At 69.7% G+C, this 14634-nt stretch carries 13 protein-coding genes; 4 read left to right on the top strand and 9 right to left on the bottom strand.

Annotated features, from left to right (window positions below):
• Positions 1–133 precede the first annotated feature (133 nt).
• The 4 genes from ABZY20_RS01580 to ABZY20_RS01565 all read right to left on the bottom strand — a co-directional run bounded on the left by ABZY20_RS01580 (position 134) and on the right by ABZY20_RS01565 (position 4327).
• Entirely contained in the window at positions 134–1756 is a 1623-nt protein-coding gene (locus ABZY20_RS01580; RefSeq protein ID WP_356434991.1) for a cytochrome bc complex cytochrome b subunit, read from the bottom strand.
• The gene (locus tag ABZY20_RS01575; protein WP_356434988.1) at positions 1753–2820 is read right to left on the bottom strand and encodes a Rieske 2Fe-2S domain-containing protein; all 1068 of its coding nucleotides are present in this window, start codon (positions 2818–2820) and stop codon (positions 1753–1755) included. Before ABZY20_RS01575 ends, ABZY20_RS01580 begins: the two co-directional genes overlap by 4 nt.
• Entirely contained in the window at positions 2817–3629 is an 813-nt protein-coding gene (locus ABZY20_RS01570) for a c-type cytochrome (RefSeq protein WP_356434986.1), read from the bottom strand. Before ABZY20_RS01570 ends, ABZY20_RS01575 begins: the two co-directional genes overlap by 4 nt.
• Positions 3630–3706: 77 nt before the next feature.
• Positions 3707–4327: a heme-copper oxidase subunit III gene (locus ABZY20_RS01565; RefSeq protein ID WP_031115828.1), complete on the bottom strand. Its 621-nt coding sequence runs from the start codon at positions 4325–4327 to the stop codon at positions 3707–3709.
• A 144-nt stretch (positions 4328–4471) separates the two neighbouring features.
• Between ABZY20_RS01565 and ABZY20_RS01560 the strand changes: the two genes are divergently transcribed.
• On the top strand, positions 4472–4873 hold the full coding sequence (locus tag ABZY20_RS01560; RefSeq protein WP_356434983.1) for a hypothetical protein: 402 nt from the start codon (positions 4472–4474) through the stop codon (positions 4871–4873).
• A gap of 70 nt (positions 4874–4943) precedes the next feature.
• Here the strand turns inward: ABZY20_RS01560 and ABZY20_RS01555 are convergent, their stop codons facing one another.
• The 4 genes from ABZY20_RS01555 to coxB all read right to left on the bottom strand — a co-directional run bounded on the left by ABZY20_RS01555 (position 4944) and on the right by coxB (position 9433).
• Positions 4944–6197 (bottom strand): Ig-like domain-containing protein, encoded by a 1254-nt coding sequence (locus ABZY20_RS01555; RefSeq protein ID WP_356434980.1) that lies wholly within the window; start codon positions 6195–6197, stop codon positions 4944–4946.
• A gap of 142 nt (positions 6198–6339) precedes the next feature.
• Positions 6340–6738, bottom strand: coding sequence for a cytochrome c oxidase subunit 4 (locus tag ABZY20_RS01550; protein ID WP_356434977.1), 399 nt, complete (start codon positions 6736–6738; stop codon positions 6340–6342).
• Complete coding sequence (ctaD, locus tag ABZY20_RS01545; protein ID WP_356434974.1) at positions 6735–8471, bottom strand: cytochrome c oxidase subunit I; 1737 nt, start codon at positions 8469–8471, stop codon at positions 6735–6737. Before ctaD ends, ABZY20_RS01550 begins: the two co-directional genes overlap by 4 nt.
• Positions 8468–9433, bottom strand: a complete 966-nt coding sequence (gene coxB / locus ABZY20_RS01540; protein ID WP_356434971.1) for a cytochrome c oxidase subunit II — start codon at positions 9431–9433, stop codon at positions 8468–8470. The genes ctaD and coxB overlap by 4 nt, the downstream gene beginning before the upstream one ends.
• Positions 9434–9698: 265 nt before the next feature.
• Here coxB and ABZY20_RS01535 point away from each other — a divergent pair, with 265 nt between their 5' ends.
• Complete coding sequence (locus ABZY20_RS01535) at positions 9699–11078, top strand: aminotransferase class V-fold PLP-dependent enzyme (RefSeq protein ID WP_356434968.1); 1380 nt, start codon at positions 9699–9701, stop codon at positions 11076–11078.
• A gap of 118 nt (positions 11079–11196) precedes the next feature.
• Here the strand turns inward: ABZY20_RS01535 and ABZY20_RS01530 are convergent, their stop codons facing one another.
• Entirely contained in the window at positions 11197–12171 is a 975-nt protein-coding gene (locus ABZY20_RS01530) for a carbohydrate kinase family protein (protein WP_356434966.1), read from the bottom strand.
• Between the two features lie 131 nt (positions 12172–12302).
• Between ABZY20_RS01530 and ABZY20_RS01525 the strand changes: the two genes are divergently transcribed.
• Positions 12303–12512, top strand: coding sequence for a hypothetical protein (locus ABZY20_RS01525; protein ID WP_356434963.1), 210 nt, complete (start codon positions 12303–12305; stop codon positions 12510–12512).
• 146 nt (positions 12513–12658) lie between these two features.
• Positions 12659–14626 (top strand): hypothetical protein, encoded by a 1968-nt coding sequence (locus ABZY20_RS01520; protein ID WP_356434961.1) that lies wholly within the window; start codon positions 12659–12661, stop codon positions 14624–14626.
• The last annotated feature ends 8 nt before the right edge of the window (positions 14627–14634 follow it).

Below are 14634 nucleotides of genomic sequence, written 5' to 3'. Positions count from 1 at the left end.
GCTCCAGGATCAGGCGTCCCGCACTACGGGACGAGAGTCTCAACGAGGTCCACCCTATCCAGCCGCAGGGCATGGCGAAGGGCCCCGTCCGAACACCGGACGGGGCCCTTCGTGTGGCGTGGCGAAGCAGTGATCAGTGGTGGCCGTGGCCGCTCGTGATCTCCCGGTACTCCTCGACGGTCGGCTTCGGGATCTGGGCACCCTCGCCGTAGTAGGCGTCGCTGAGCTTGGCGCGCAGCTTCTCGGAGCCCTTCAGCTTGCGCTCGACACCGTTCTCGTCGACCGTCGGGCCGAGCTCGACCGGCTCGTACTGCTCGTGCGCCGTGAGCGTGTACATCTGCTCCTGGCTGAGCGGCTCGTGCACCTCGATGAACTCACCGTGCGGCAGGCGCTTGATGATGCCCGACTCGCGGCCGTGCAGCACCTTCTCCTTGTCCCGGCGCTGCAGGCCGAGGCAGATCCGCTTGGTGACGATGAACGCGATGACCGGCCCGAGGAAGAACCCGATCCGGACGAACCAGGTGACCGCGTTGATCGACAGGTGGAAGTGGGTGGCGACGATGTCGTTGCCACCGCCGATCAGCATGATGATGTAGGCGGTGATCCACGCCACACCGATGCCGGTGCGCGTCGGGGCGTTGCGCGGCCGGTCCAGGATGTGGTGCTCGCGCTTGTCCCCCGTGATCCACGACTCGATGAACGGGTACAGGGCGATGATCGCGAGGAAGACGCCGAAGAGCACCAGCGGGATGAACACACCCAGGACGAGCGTGTGACCCCAGAAGTTGATCTCCCAGCCCGGCATGGCCCGGATGAGACCCTCGGCGAAGCCCATGTACCAGTCGGGCTGGGCACCGGTCGACACCTGGTCGGCCCGGTAGGGGCCGAGGTTCCAGATGGGGTTGATCGTGGCGATGCCGGAGAGGGCCGCGATGAAACCGAAGACCAGGAAGAAGAAGCCTCCGGCCTTGGCCATGTAGACCGGCAGCAACGGCATGCCGACGACGTTCTTGTTGGTCCGTCCCGGACCCGCGAACTGCGTGTGCTTGTGGTAGAAGACCAGGATCAGGTGGCCGACCACGAGCCCGAGCATGATGCCCGGCAGCAGCAGGATGTGGATCGAGTAGAACCGGGCGATGAAGTCGGTGCCCGGGAACTCCCCGCCGAACAGGAACATCGAGATGTACGTGCCGACGATCGGCACGGACAGGATCGCGCCCTGCGTGAAGCGGACACCGGTGCCGGAGAGCAGGTCGTCCGGGAGCGAGTAGCCGGTGAAGCCGGTGAACATGCCCAGGACGAACAGCAGGAAGCCGAACAGCCAGTTGATCTCGCGCGGCTTGCGGAACGCGCCGGTGAAGAAGACGCGCATCATGTGCACGAACATGCCGGCGAGGAAGATGATCGCCGCCCAGTGGTGGATCTGCCGGATGAGCAGACCGCCGCGGACGTCGAAGCTGATGTCCAGCGTGGAGGCGAACGCCTCCGACATCAGCTGCCCCTGCATCGGGACGTAGCTGCCGTGGTACTCCACCTCGTTCATCGACGGGTGGAAGAACAGCGTCAGGTACACACCCGTGAGGATGATGATGATGAAGCTGTAGAGGCAGATCTCACCGAGCATGAAGGACCAGTGGTCCGGGAAGATCTTGCGCATGTTGGCCTTGGCCAGGGAGTAGATCCCCAGGCGGCCGTCGGCCCAGTCGGCGACCCGCTCTCCGGCGGGCGCCTTACGGCGGTCGTCCTTGTTACTCATCCGCGCTCCCAGAAGGCAGGACCGACGGGCTCTTCGAAGTCGCCGAGCGCCTCGAGGTAGCCCTCGTCGTTCACGCCGATGCGCAGCTGCGGCAGGGCGTGACCGGCGGGACCGAAGATCACTCGGGCACCGTCGGACAGGTCGAAGGTGGACTGGTGGCAGGGGCAGAGCACGTGGTGCGTCTGCTGCTCGTACAGGGAGATCGGGCAGCCGACGTGGGTGCAGATCTTCGAGTACGCGACGATGCCTTCGTGCGACCACTCGAGTTCGCGCTTGTCCTTGATGTCCTCCGGCTGGATCCGGACGATCATCAGGGCGGCCTTGGCGATCTCGTTCTGGAAGCCGTGGTCGTGCTCCTCCAGGCCCTCGGGCTTGGCGAAGGTCAGCGAACCGACCGCGACGTCGGAGGGACGCAGCGGCTCGTTGGTGTTCATGTTGACGAGCAGCTTGCCCTTGGACCACAGCGTGTGGCGGAGCTTGGTGCCGGGCAGCGGGCCGAGGTCGCGCAGCAGCACGATCCCGGAGAGCGGCACCAGCGTCAGCGCGCCGAGCATGGTGTTGCGGATCAGCTTGCGGCGGCCGAGCGCCGACTCCTTGGCGCCCTGCTTGAAGTCGGCGAAGACCTTCTCGCGGACCTCGGGCTCCGCCTCGATCGGGTGGCGCTCGTCGGCGATCTCCACGTCGGACATCAGGGTGCGCGCCCAGTGGACGGCGCCCGCGCCGATGCAGAACAGCGCGATGCCGAGCGTCAGGCCCAGCGCGAAGTTCAGCGCGCTGATGCGGCCCAGCGGGAAGATGTAGACCGCCTTGTCGACCGGGATCGCCACGAACGCGGCGATGAAGGCGACGGTGGCCAGCATCGACACCGTGAACAGCAGGGCGACGGTGCGCTCGGACCGCTTGGCGGCCCGCTCGTCGACGTCCTGGATCCGGTGCTCGTGGGGCGGCAGGCCCGGGTCGGCGAACGGGTGCTTCTCGTCCGCGACGCTCACCACGCCGTGCTCGTCGTGTCCTGCGGACTGCGCGGCGGGCAGGTTCTCTTCTGGAATGTCTTGGCTACTCATGACTTCTTGGCCTTTGCGGTCCGGGCGGCGACCCACACGGCGACGGCGATCAGCCCGCCGAGACCGAAGATCCAGCCGAACAGACCCTCGCTGACCGGCCCGAGACCGCCCAGCTCGAGGCCGCCGGGGCTCTCGGTCTTCTCGCTGTTGACCGCGTCGAGGTACGCGATGATGTCCTTCTTGTTCTTCTCCGACAGCGTGGTGTCGGGGAAGGACGGCATGTTCTGCGGGCCGGTCTGCATGGCCTCGTAGATGTGCTTCTGGGAGACGCCCTCGAGCGACGGCGCGTACTTGCCGTGCGTCAGCGCGCCGCCCTTGCCCGTGAAGTTGTGGCACTGCGCGCAGTTGGTGCGGAACAGCTCACCGCCCTTGGCGATGTCGGCCCCCTCGGGGCTGTACTGCTCCTCCGTCGGAACGGACGGACCGGCGCCCAGCGAGGCGATGTACGCCGCGAGCTGGTCGATCTCGGCCTGCGAGTAGATGTTCTTCTTCTTCGGGACCTGCGGGCTCTGCGAGGTGGCGGCCGGCATCCGGCCCGTGCCCACCTGGAAGTCGACGGCCGCGGCGCCCACACCCACCAGGCTCGGCCCGTCGGAGGTGCCCTGACCGCCGGTGCCGTGGCAACTGGCGCAGCCGACCGAGTAGAGCTTCTTGCCCTCCTCGATGGCGAGGGACTGGGCGGTTGTGTCGGCCTCGGCCTTGCTCGTGGGTGCGAACACGGCGTACAGCCCCCCGCTGAAGACCAGCGCGAGGATTAGGACGACGAGTGCCGCCATCGGGTGGCGTCGTCGTGCGGAGAGCTTTTTCACGGATTACCCCGGTGTCAGGATCTTCTGCGTCGATGCTTCTGGGATGCGCCCCGGAGGGCGCGTGGATGCGGGCCCTGCTACTTGATCATGTAGATCGTGGCGAAGAGGCCGATCCAGACGACATCGACGAAGTGCCAGTAGTAGGACACGACGATCGCGGCCGTCGCCTGCTCGTGGGTGAACCTCCGGGCCGCGTAGGTCCGGCCCAGGACCAGCAGGAAGGCGATGAGACCGCCTGTCACGTGCAGGCCGTGGAAGCCGGTGGTCAGGTAGAAGACCGAGCCGTACGGGTCGGACGAGAGCGACAGGCCCTCGTGCTTGACCAGCTCGGTGTACTCGAAGACCTGACCGCCGATGAAGATCGCACCCATGATGAAGGTGACGATGAACCACATCCGGAGCTTCTTCACGTCACCGCGCTCGGCGGCGAAGACGCCGAGCTGGCAGGTGAGGGAGGAGAGCACCAGGATCGTGGTGTTCGTCGCCGAGAACGGGAAGTTCAGGGCGTCGGCCTTCTCGTGCCAGAAGTCAGGCCCGGTCACCGATCGCAGGGTGAAGTACATCGCGAAGAGGGCCGCGAAGAACATCAGCTCGGAACTCAGCCAGATGATGGTTCCGACGCTGGTGAGGTTCGGCCTGTTGACCGACGGGTGCGCGTGCCCGGTTTCTACTGTCGTTGCTGTCGCCACGACCGACATTATGTCGGTCGCTTATCCCGCCCTCACTCCGGGGGGTGCCGTTCGGAGTGTTGAAGCCGGTCGTACCGGTGTTGACGTGGTGTTCCAGGGAGTAGCATCCGCCCCACAGGCCTGTCCTTACGACGCTGACGTCACGGAGGAACAATGCAGCCGACCGCCACGGTGCTGGTCTACAGCGACGACTCCAACACCCGCGAGCAGGTACGGCTCGCGACCGGCCGACGGCCGGCCCCGGACGTCCCTGTGGTGGAGTTCCTGGAGTGCGCGACCCCGGCGGCGGTGATCAAGGAGCTGGACCGGGGCGGTGTCGACGTCTGCGTCCTGGACGGCGAGGCGGTGCCCATGGGGGGCATGGGCCTGTGCCGGCAGATCAAGGACGAGGTGTTCGACTGCCCGCCCGTGCTGCTGCTGATCGGCCGGCCGCAGGACGCGTGGCTGGCGACCTGGAGCCGTGCGGAGGCGGCGGTGACGCTGCCGGTGGAGCCGGTGGAGTTCGCGGCGGCCCTGGCTTCCCTGCTGCGGGAGAAGGCGGCCCTGAACGCCTGAGAGCCCGGCGCCGCCGGTGGTGCGGCGCCCGCGGGGGCGTGGGACTCGTCCGCGCCCCCGCCCCTGGTGGTCAGACGCCTTGCGGCCGTAGACGGGCCCGGTCCGCCTGGGTGGGGCCCTCCGGGGTGCCGCCCAGCAGGGCGCTGCCCGTGCGCCACTTCGCCCAGTCGAGGTTCCAGTCGCCGAAGCCGTTGCCGAAGGGGGGCATGGTGTCCCCGCCGGAGTTCTCGACCTTGACGATGTCGCCCTCGCGGATGTTCTCGTAGAACCAGGCGGCGTTCTCGGTGCTCATGCCGATGCAGCCGTGGCTGACGTTGGCGGAGCCCTGGGAGCCGACGGACCAGGGGGCGGCGTGCACGTACTCGCCGCTGTTGGTGACGCGCACGGAGTGGTGCACGATCAGGTCGTAGAAGTCCGAGGCGCCGATGCTGGCGCTGGTCATGCGGACGGTGCCCTCCTTGGCGAGGACGACCTTGACGCCGTTGCGGGTGTCGTAGCCGGGCATGCCGGTGGTGACGGGGATCTCCCGGACGGCCTCGTCGTTCTTGTAGACGGTCATCCGGTGGGCCGCGGCGTCCGTCACGGCTATGACCTTGTCGGCGGTGCTGATGGTCAGCGGCTTGGCCTTGCCGCCCCACATCCGGTCGCCGATCTTGATGCCCTGCAGGTTGCTGCGGACCTGGACCGTGGCCTGCGCGGGCCAGTAGTCCTTCGGGCGGTAGTGCAGCTTCTTGTCGTCCACCCAGTGCCAGGCGCCGTCCGTGGCGGGGATGGAGGAGACCTTGAGCGCGCGTTCCACGACGGCCCGCTGGGCCTTGTCCTTGACGGGCTGGCTCAGCTCCGCCGTGATGGGCTGGCCGACGCCGTAGGTGCCCGCCTTGGGGCCGAAGGTGACGTCCAGGCGCTTCTGGGTGGCCGGCTTGCCGGTGTCGAAGGTGAGGACCTTGCGGCCGGGCGCCCCGTCCTCGTCCTCGGTGCTCACCCGGACCGTGTAGCGGGCGTTGGCGGCGAGCGGCGAGGTGCTGTGCCAGCGGCCCCCGTCGGCGGCGAGTTCGCCCGCCACGTGGCGTCCTGAGGCGTCGTAGGCGGTGACGTCGGTGATGCGCCCGTCGGAGTCCTCGACAACTTCCAGGGGCTTGTCCGGGTCGGCCTTCTCGCGGTCGCCGTCGGGGGCGTTGACGGAGACCTGGTCCGCCGCGTCGAAGGGGCGGGCGGCGAGCGGGTTGCCGTCCGAGCCGCAGGCGGTGACGCCCGCGCAGAGGGCGATGACCAGCAGCGTGCAGCTGACGGCGGTCCGGGGGCGGGATATCGCTGTGTGGCTCATGACCTCACGCTAGGAAGGCCGGTCAACAGCGGCACGCCGACTGACTCGTTCGAGTGACACGTATTGCTGCGCCCGCCGGACACGGACAGGGGCCCGGACGCTCCTTGCGGAGTGTCCGGGCCCCTGTGGCGCTCGGCGTGTGCTACTGGGTGCGGTTCTCACCGCGGTAGTACTCGAAGACCCAGCCCCAGATGCCGATCAGGATGATCGGCAGCGAGAAGTACATCAGCCACCAGCCGATGGCGACGGCCAGGAAGGCCAGGGCGCCACCGATGGCCAGGGAGAGCGGCTGCCAGCTGTGCGGGCTGAAGAACCCGACCTCGCCGGCGTCGTCCGCGACGTCCGCCTCCTTGTCGTCCTGCGCGCCGACGTCCACCCGCTTGGCCGTGAAGCCGAGGTAGAAGCCGATCATGATCGCGAGGCCGAAGGCCAGGAAGAGGGCTGTGGTGCCGGCCGGCTCCTTCGACCACACGCCGTAGACGATGGCCATGATGAGCAGGAAGGCGCTCAGCCACATGAACATCTTGCCCTGGATCTTCACTTGCCGGCCTCCTTGCCGCCAGCGAGGGCCTTGTCGCCGTGGCCCACGTTCTCGAGCTGGTCGAGAGCAGCGATCTCAGGGTGGTGCAGGTCGAACGCCGGGGATTCGCTGCGGATCCGCGGCATGGTGATGAAGTTGTGCCGCGGCGGCGGGCAGGAGGTGGCCCACTCCAGGGAGCGGCCGTAGCCCCACGGGTCGTCGACGCCGACCGGCTTGCCGTACTTGGCCGTCTTCCACACGTTGTAGAAGAACGGCAGGATCGACATGCCGAGCAGGAACGAGCTGATCGTCGAGATCGTGTTCAGCGCGGTGAAGCCGTCGGCGGCGAGGTAGTCCGCGTAGCGGCGCGGCATGCCCTCGGCGCCCAGCCAGTGCTGGACGAGGAACGTGCCGTGGAAACCGATGAACAGCGTCCAGAAGGTGATCTTGCCGAGGCGCTCGTCCAGCATCTTGCCGGTGAACTTCGGCCACCAGAAGTGGAAGCCGGAGAACATCGCGAACACCACGGTGCCGAAGACGACGTAGTGGAAGTGCGCCACCACGAAGTACGAGTCCGAGACGTGGAAGTCCATCGGCGGCGAGGCCAGGATGACACCGGTCAGACCACCGAAGGTGAAGGTGATCAGGAAGCCGGCGGCCCAGAGCATCGGCGTCTCGAAGGACAGCGAGCCCTTCCACATCGTGCCGATCCAGTTGAAGAACTTCACACCGGTCGGGACCGCGATCAGGAACGTCATGAAGGAGAAGAACGGCAGCAGCACACCGCCGGTGACGTACATGTGGTGCGCCCACACCGTCACGGACAGACCCGCGATCGCGATGGTCGCGCCGATCAGACCCGTGTAACCGAACATCGGCTTGCGGGAGAAGACCGGGATGACCTCACTGATGATGCCGAAGAACGGCAGCGCGATGATGTACACCTCGGGGTGACCGAAGAACCAGAACAGGTGCTGCCACAGCAGCGCACCGCCGTTGGCCGGGTCGAAGATCTGCGCCCCGAACTTGCGGTCCGCCTCCAGCGCGAACAGCGCCGCGGCCAGGACCGGGAAGGCCAGCAGGACCAGCACACCGGTCAGCAGCACGTTCCACGTGAAGATCGGCATCCGGAACATCGTCATGCCCGGAGCGCGCATGCAGATGATCGTGGTGATGAAGTTGACCGAGCCCAGGATCGTGCCGAAGCCGGAGAAGGCCAGACCCATGATCCACATGTCGGCGCCGATGCCCGGGGAGCGGACCGCGTCCGACAGCGGGCTGTAGGCGAACCAGCCGAAGTCGGCCGCGCCCTGCGGGGTCAGGAACCCGGCCACCGCGATCAGCGAGCCGAACAGGTACAGCCAGTAGGCGAACATGTTCAGCCGCGGGAACGCCACGTCCGGCGCGCCGATCTGCAGCGGCATGATCCAGTTCGCGAAACCGGCGAACAGCGGCGTCGCGAACATCAGCAGCATGATCGTGCCGTGCATCGTGAACGCCTGGTTGAACTGCTCGTTCGACATGATCTGCAGACCAGGCCGGGCGAGCTCGGCGCGCATGAACAGCGCCATCACGCCACCGATGACGAAGAACGCGAACGACGTGGCCAGGTACAGCGTGCCGATCGTCTTGTGGTCCGTCGTCGTCAGCCACTTGACCACGACACTGCCGCGGTTCTGGCGCCGGACCGGCAGCTCGTCCTCGTAGTGGGACCCAGCTGCCGCGGCACCCTTGGGGTCATTCAGGATGCTCACAGTACGTTCGACTCCCGGTTCTTCTCAGGTCCCGCCTGCTCGATGCCGGCGGGAACGTAACCGGTCTGCCCCTTCTTCACGAGGTCCTTGAGGTGCTGCTCGTAGCGCTCGGGGGAGACGACCTTCACGTTGAACAGCATCCGCGAGTGGTCGACGCCGCAGAGCTCGGCGCACTTGCCCAGGAAGGTGCCCTGCTTGTTGGGGGTCACCTCGAAGGCGTTGGTGTGGCCCGGGATGACGTCCTGCTTCATCAGGAACGGCACCACCCAGAAGGAGTGGATGACGTCACGCGAGGTCAGGACGAAGCGGACCCTCTTGCCCTCGGGGAGCCAGAGCGTCGGGCCCGGGTTGTTGGTCTGCGGGTTCCGGGTGCCGGGGGTGCCGCAGTCGTAGGTGCCGCCGGCGTTGGCCGGGAAGTCCTCCTTGTAGCGGTCCGGGATCGCGTCCAGGTCCTTGGAGGTCTTGGCGTCACCGGAGGAACCGGCGACGGGCTCGATGTAGTTGAAGCACCAGCTCCACTGGAAGCCGACCACGTTGACCGTGACGTCGGGCTTCTTCTTGAGGCTGAGCAGCTCGGACTCGTCGCGGGCGGTGAAGTAGAACAGCACCGAGACGATGATGAGCGGGACCACGGTGTACAGCGCCTCGATGGGCATGTTGTACCGGGTCTGCGGAGGTACCTCGACCTTGGTGCGACTGCGCCGGTGGAAGAAAGCACTCCACAGGATCAGACCCCACACCAGCACGCCGACGGCGAGCGCAGCCGCCCAGGACCCCTGCCACAGGGAGAGGATCCGCGGAGCCTCTTCCGTGGTCGGGGTGGGCATACCAAGGCGGGGGAAGTCTTCCCAGTTGTACGAGCAACCGGTGGCTGTCGCCAAGACCAGGCCCGCGGTCAGTGCCTGCAGCAGCTTCCGCCGCATCGGGCGCCGCGGCGAGCGGTCGGAGCCGTTGGGACTCACGTAGCGCCTTCCCGAGAGTCTCGCCCGCGCGGTTCGGCTGCGGCCTGGCCTTCTCGCTGGTCGGTCGCCGCCCTGCGTCGGGCAGGGGTTTGGATGTTTATGCGGACCAAACCCTAGCCGACGCCTTCCGGGGGTTCCCCAGGAGGGGTGCCTATGAGGTGGGGTGGTTCGCTGGTTTGGCGGCGGCGGCCCTCGTCGCGGCCCGTCGCGCCCTTGTCCGCGGCCCCTTGGGGCGTCTTCGCGCCGGACGTTCTAGCGTTGCCGTGTGCCCTACTTCGACGCTGCTTCCGCTGCTCCGCTTCATCCCGTCGCCCGCCAGGCGCTGCTGGCCTCTCTCGACGAGGGGTGGGCGGATCCGGCCCGGCTGTACCGGGAGGGGCGGCGGGCGCGGGTGCTGCTGGACGCGGCCCGGGAGGCCGCTGCCGAGGCGGTGGGGTGCCGGCCTGACGAGCTGGTGTTCACCTCGTCCGGAACCCGTGCCGTGCACACCGGGATTGCGGGGGCGCTGGCCGGGCGGAGGCGGGTCGGGCGCCACCTGATCGTGTCAGCGGTCGAACACTCTTCGGTACTCCATTCGGCCGAGCTGCACGAGGCGGACGGCGGATCGGTCGACCGGGTGGCGGTGGACCGGGGCGGGGCGGTGGCCCCCGGCGCCTACCGCGACGCCCTGCGCGCGGACACCGCGCTGGCGTGTCTGCAGTCGGCCAACCACGAGGTGGGGACGGAGCAGCCGGTCGCGGCGGTGGCGCAGGAGTGCCGGGAGGCCGGGGTGCCGCTGCTGGTGGACGCCGCGCAGTCGCTGGGGTGGGGGCCGGTGGAGGGCGGCTGGTCGCTGCTCACGGCCAGTGCGCACAAGTGGGGCGGGCCGTCGGGGGTCGGGCTGCTGGTGGTGCGGAAGGGGGTGCGGTTCGCGCCGCAAGGGCCCTCGGACGAGCGGGAGTCGGGGCGGGCGCCCGGCTTCGAGAACATCCCGGCGATCGTGGCGGCGGCCGCGTCGCTGCGGGCCGTCCGGGCGGAGGCCGCCGGGGAGGCCCGGCGGCTGAGGGAGCTGACGGACCGGATCCGGGCCCGGGTGCCGCGGCTGGTGCCCGACGTCGAGGTGGTCGGCGACCCGGTGCGGCGCCTGCCCGGGGTGGTCACCTTCTCCTGCCTGTACGTCGACGGGGAGGCGCTGCTGCACGAGCTGGACCGGGAGGATTTCTCCGTCTCGTCCGGATCGTCCTGTACGAGCAGCACGCTGACGCCCAGCCATGTGCTGCGGGCCATGGGGGTGCTGAGTGAGGGGAACGTGCGGGTCTCGCTGCCGCCGGGTGCGGCCGAGGAGGACGTGGAGAGGTTCCTGGCCGTCCTCCCCGGGGCGGTGGCGGCGGTCCGGGAGAAGCTGGGCGCGCCGGCCGGTACCGAGGTCGCCCGCGAGGCGGACGTCCTGGTCGTGGACTCCCTCGGCAAGCGCTGCCCGATCCCCGTCATCGAGCTGGCCAAGGTCATCGGTGACGTGCCGGTGGGGGGCCTGGTCCGGGTGCTGTCGGACGACGAGGCGGCACGGCTGGACATCCCGGCGTGGTGCGAGATGCGGAACCAGGAGTACGTGGGCGAGGAGCCCGCGCGGCGGGGAACGGCGTACGTGGTCCGCCGGGCGAGCTGAGCGGCCCGGGGCGCGGAGACGCCGAGGGCGCGGAGACGCCGAGGGCGCGGAGACGCCGAGGGCGCGGGGAACCGCCATCGGCCCCCACGCGCCCGCAGCCGCCCGCGATCAGGGGCGATCAGGACAGGTGCGCCTGCACTTCCGTCGCCGCCTCGTCGCCGTAGGCCTTCGTGAACCGCTCCATGAAGTGCCCGCGCCGCAGCTGGTACTCCTGGGTGCCCACCGTCTCGATGACGAGCGTCGCCAGCATGCAGCCGACCTGCGCGGCACGCTCCAGCGAGACGTCCCACGCCAGGCCGGAGAGGAACCCGGCCCGGAAGGCGTCGCCGACACCGGTCGGGTCGGCCTTGCGCTCCTCGTCCGGCGTGCCGACCTCGATCGGGTCGGCGCCGTCCCGCTCGATGCGCACGCCGCGCGCCCCGAGGGTGGTCACCCGGTGGCCCACGCGGGACAGGATCTCCGCGTCCGTCCAGCCGGTCTTTGTCTCGATCAGGCCCTTCTCGTACTCGTTGGAGAAGAGGTACGTCGCCCCGTCCAGCAGGATGCGGATCTCCTCGCCGTCCATCCGCGCGATCTGCTGGGAGAAGTCGGCGGCGAACGGGATGTTCCGGGAGCGGCACTCCTCGGTGTGCCGGAGCATCGCCTCCGGGTCGTCCGCGCCGATGGAGACCAGGTCGAGACCGCCGACCCGGTCCGCGACGGTCTTCAGCTCGATGAGGCGGGCCTCGCTCATGGCGCCCGTGTAGAAGGAGCCGATCTGGTTGTGGTCGGCGTCGGTGGTGCACACGAAGCGGGCGGTGTGCAGGGTGTCGGAGATGCGCACGGAGTCGGTGTCGACGCCGTGCCGCTCCAGCCAGGCCCGGTACTCGTCGAAGTCCGCGCCCGCGGCGCCGACCAGGATCGGCCGGGTGCCGAGCTGACCCATGCCGAACGCGATGTTCGCGGCGACGCCGCCGCGGCGCACGTCGAGCTTGTCGACCAGGAACGACAGCGAGACCGTGTGCAGCTGGTCCGCTACGAGCTGGTCGGCGAAGCGGCCGGGGAAGGTCATGAGGTGGTCGGTGGCGATGGAGCCGGTGACTGCGATGCGCACGGCGTGGATTCTCCTGAGGGAGGCGGACCTTGACGCTTCACGCTATCGGGTGGGCGGGCCGCCCTGAAGGCAGCGAAACTACCCGATAGTAGATCTTTCTTCGTGGGCTCGTGCGTGCCTACGGTGCGGCTATGACGAACCTCAAGGTCCAGACCCCCGTTCCCGTCGACCTCGAAGGCGACCTGGCGTCACTGCCGGGCTTCGGCGCGCGGATGGCTCCGCACTGGGCCGCACCCGACCGCACGGCCTCCCGGCCGGTCTCCCCGGCCCTGATCCACGGCGTGACCGTGCCCCCGGCGTCGGCGCGGCTGCTCGACGCCATGTCGGACTACGGGGACTGAACGGCGCACACCCGGGAACCGTGAGCTCCCCCGCTGCGTCCCATCGCTGTCCCCCGTAAAGGGGAGGCGGGATACGACCCACCAGCGGCCCGGAACCGACCGGGCCGGGTCCCATGGGACAGCTGTGCAGCCGAAGGAGCGATGCGGTGAACACCGAGCGACCCGATCACGACGACGACAGCAGGGAAGCGGGCGCCGCCGGAACCGCCGACGCGCCGGAGGCCGGGGCCTCGGGTACGGCTTCGGCGGAGGCTTCTTCCTCCGCCGGGGCGAGGGCTTCCACCTCCGCCGAGACCGAGGGGTCGACGGGTGCCGCTGAGCCCGGGGAAGCCGGTGAGCCGCAGGATGCCGCTGAGGCCGATGAGCCGCAGGACGCCACTGAGGCCGGGGAGACTCGTGAGGCCGGGGAAGCCGGTGAGCCGGAGCAGCGCGCCGAGCCCGAGAGGGCTACCGAGCCCGAGAAGGCGGCCGAGCCCGCAGCCGGGGCTGCCGAGCCCGGAGCCGGGGCGGCCGGGGCGGAGCAGGGTGCCGGGGCGGCCGGGGCGGAGCAGGGTGCCGCCTCCGCCGCTGCCGAGCAGGCGGAGGAGGCCGGCGCCGAGGCCGGCGGCGGCAAGGAAGGCCCCGCCGGCCCGGCGCCGCGCCCGGGCCTCCGCGACGACGAGGACCCGGCCCGTCACCCCGGGCGTTCCCGGACGCCCGCGATCATCGCCTCCGTCGCCGCCGCCGTCCTGCTGATCGGCGGCGGCGGGGCCTGGCTCGCCTCCCACGCCTCCGGCGGGTCGGGCGAGGACACGACGTCCGGCGCGCCCGGCGGGGACGGCACTCCCCCGCCGCTGGCGCTGGACGGCTACTCGGACTCCACGGGCGAGGACGGCAACGGCATCGCGCCCGGCGAGCCCAACCCCTACGGCGCCACCTACCGCGTCGGCGGCCCGCTGCCCACCGGCCCCCGGGACGCCCCGGTGTACCGGGCGCAGGGCGAGGTCGGCAAGGACGACGTGGCCCGGCTGGCGAAGGCGCTCGGGGTCGAGGGCACGCCGGTGGCGCAGGGCGAGGTGTGGAAGATCGGCGGCCAGGACGGTTCGGGGCCGGCGCTGCAGGTGAACAAGCAGGCGCCGGGCGCCTGGTCGTTCAGCCGGTACGCCCCGGGCACGGACGACTGCAAGGGCGTCGACACCTGCGACAAGGCCCCGCGCACCGGCGGCGAGACGGTGAGCGAGGAGGAGGCGGAGAAGGCCGCCGCACCCGTGCTGGAGGCATTGGGTCAGGACGACGCGAAAGTCGACGCGCGTCAGGTGATGGGCGCCCAGCGGGTGGTCAACGCCGCTCCCGTGGTCGGCGGACTGCCCACGTACGGCTGGACGACCGGCGTCACCGTCGGCTCGGACGGCGAGGTCGTCGGCGGCAGCGGTCAGCTGAGGACGCCGGTCGAGGGCGACACGTACCCCGTGGTCACCGTGCAGAAGGCGCTGGAGCTGATGAACGGGCAGCCGAAGAGCGACGGCCGGGTGGGCATCGGTGGCTGCACCGGCCCCGTGCCGCTGGAGGGCGAGGACCGGCCGGAGCAGCCCTGCGAGTCGCCGGCGAGCGGCGCGCCCCAGCGGGACACGGTGACGGTCGAGAGCGCGGTGTTCGGGCTGGCCGCGCACGTCGTGGACGGGCGCCAGGCGCTGGTGCCGTCGTGGCTGTTCGAGGTGACGGCGCCGGGCGCGAAGGAGCCGTTCACGGTGACCTATCCGGCGGTCGACCCGAAGTTCCTGGCCTCCCCCGAGCCGGGCGGGCCGGGTGACGAGCCGACGTCGAAGCCGCAGCCGCGCGAGGTGCAGGTCGAGGGCTACCGGGCCGAGGGCGCGGAGCTGACCGTCACGTTCACGGGCGGGGTGTGCGCCGACTACGACGTCCGGGCCACCGAGAAGGGCGACGAGGTGACCGTCACGGTGACCTCGACGCCGTGGCCGGACAAGGTCTGCATCATGATCGCGAAGAAGTTCGAGAAGACCGTGCGGCTGGACGAGCCGCTCGGGGACCGCCGGGTCGTGGGCGCGGACGGCAAGGCGGTGCCGCTGGCCAAGGAGGGCGCGCGGCTGCCGGCGCCCCCGACGCGGGAGCGGTAGGACGCACG

It is taken from the genome of Streptomyces sp. NPDC006624 (genome assembly GCF_040611555.1).
Classification (GTDB): domain Bacteria; phylum Actinomycetota; class Actinomycetes; order Streptomycetales; family Streptomycetaceae; genus Streptomyces.
Note: the sequence above shows the minus strand (reverse complement) of the source record. Positions and strands in the feature narration are given on the sequence as shown.

Excerpts from the sequence above, each read along its gene's own strand:
- ABZY20_RS01580 (WP_356434991.1), bottom strand. The coding sequence starts at position 1,756 with ATGAGTAACAAGGACGACCGCCGTAAGGCGCCCGCCGGAGAGCGGGTC.
- ABZY20_RS01560 (WP_356434983.1), top strand. The coding sequence starts at position 4,472 with ATGCAGCCGACCGCCACGGTGCTGGTCTACAGCGACGACTCCAACACC.
- ABZY20_RS01575 (WP_356434988.1), bottom strand. The coding sequence starts at position 2,820 with ATGAGTAGCCAAGACATTCCAGAAGAGAACCTGCCCGCCGCGCAGTCC.
- ABZY20_RS01555 (WP_356434980.1), bottom strand. The coding sequence starts at position 6,197 with ATGAGCCACACAGCGATATCCCGCCCCCGGACCGCCGTCAGCTGCACG.
- ABZY20_RS01565 (WP_031115828.1), bottom strand. The coding sequence starts at position 4,327 with ATGTCGGTCGTGGCGACAGCAACGACAGTAGAAACCGGGCACGCGCAC.
- ABZY20_RS01525 (WP_356434963.1), top strand. The coding sequence starts at position 12,303 with ATGACGAACCTCAAGGTCCAGACCCCCGTTCCCGTCGACCTCGAAGGC.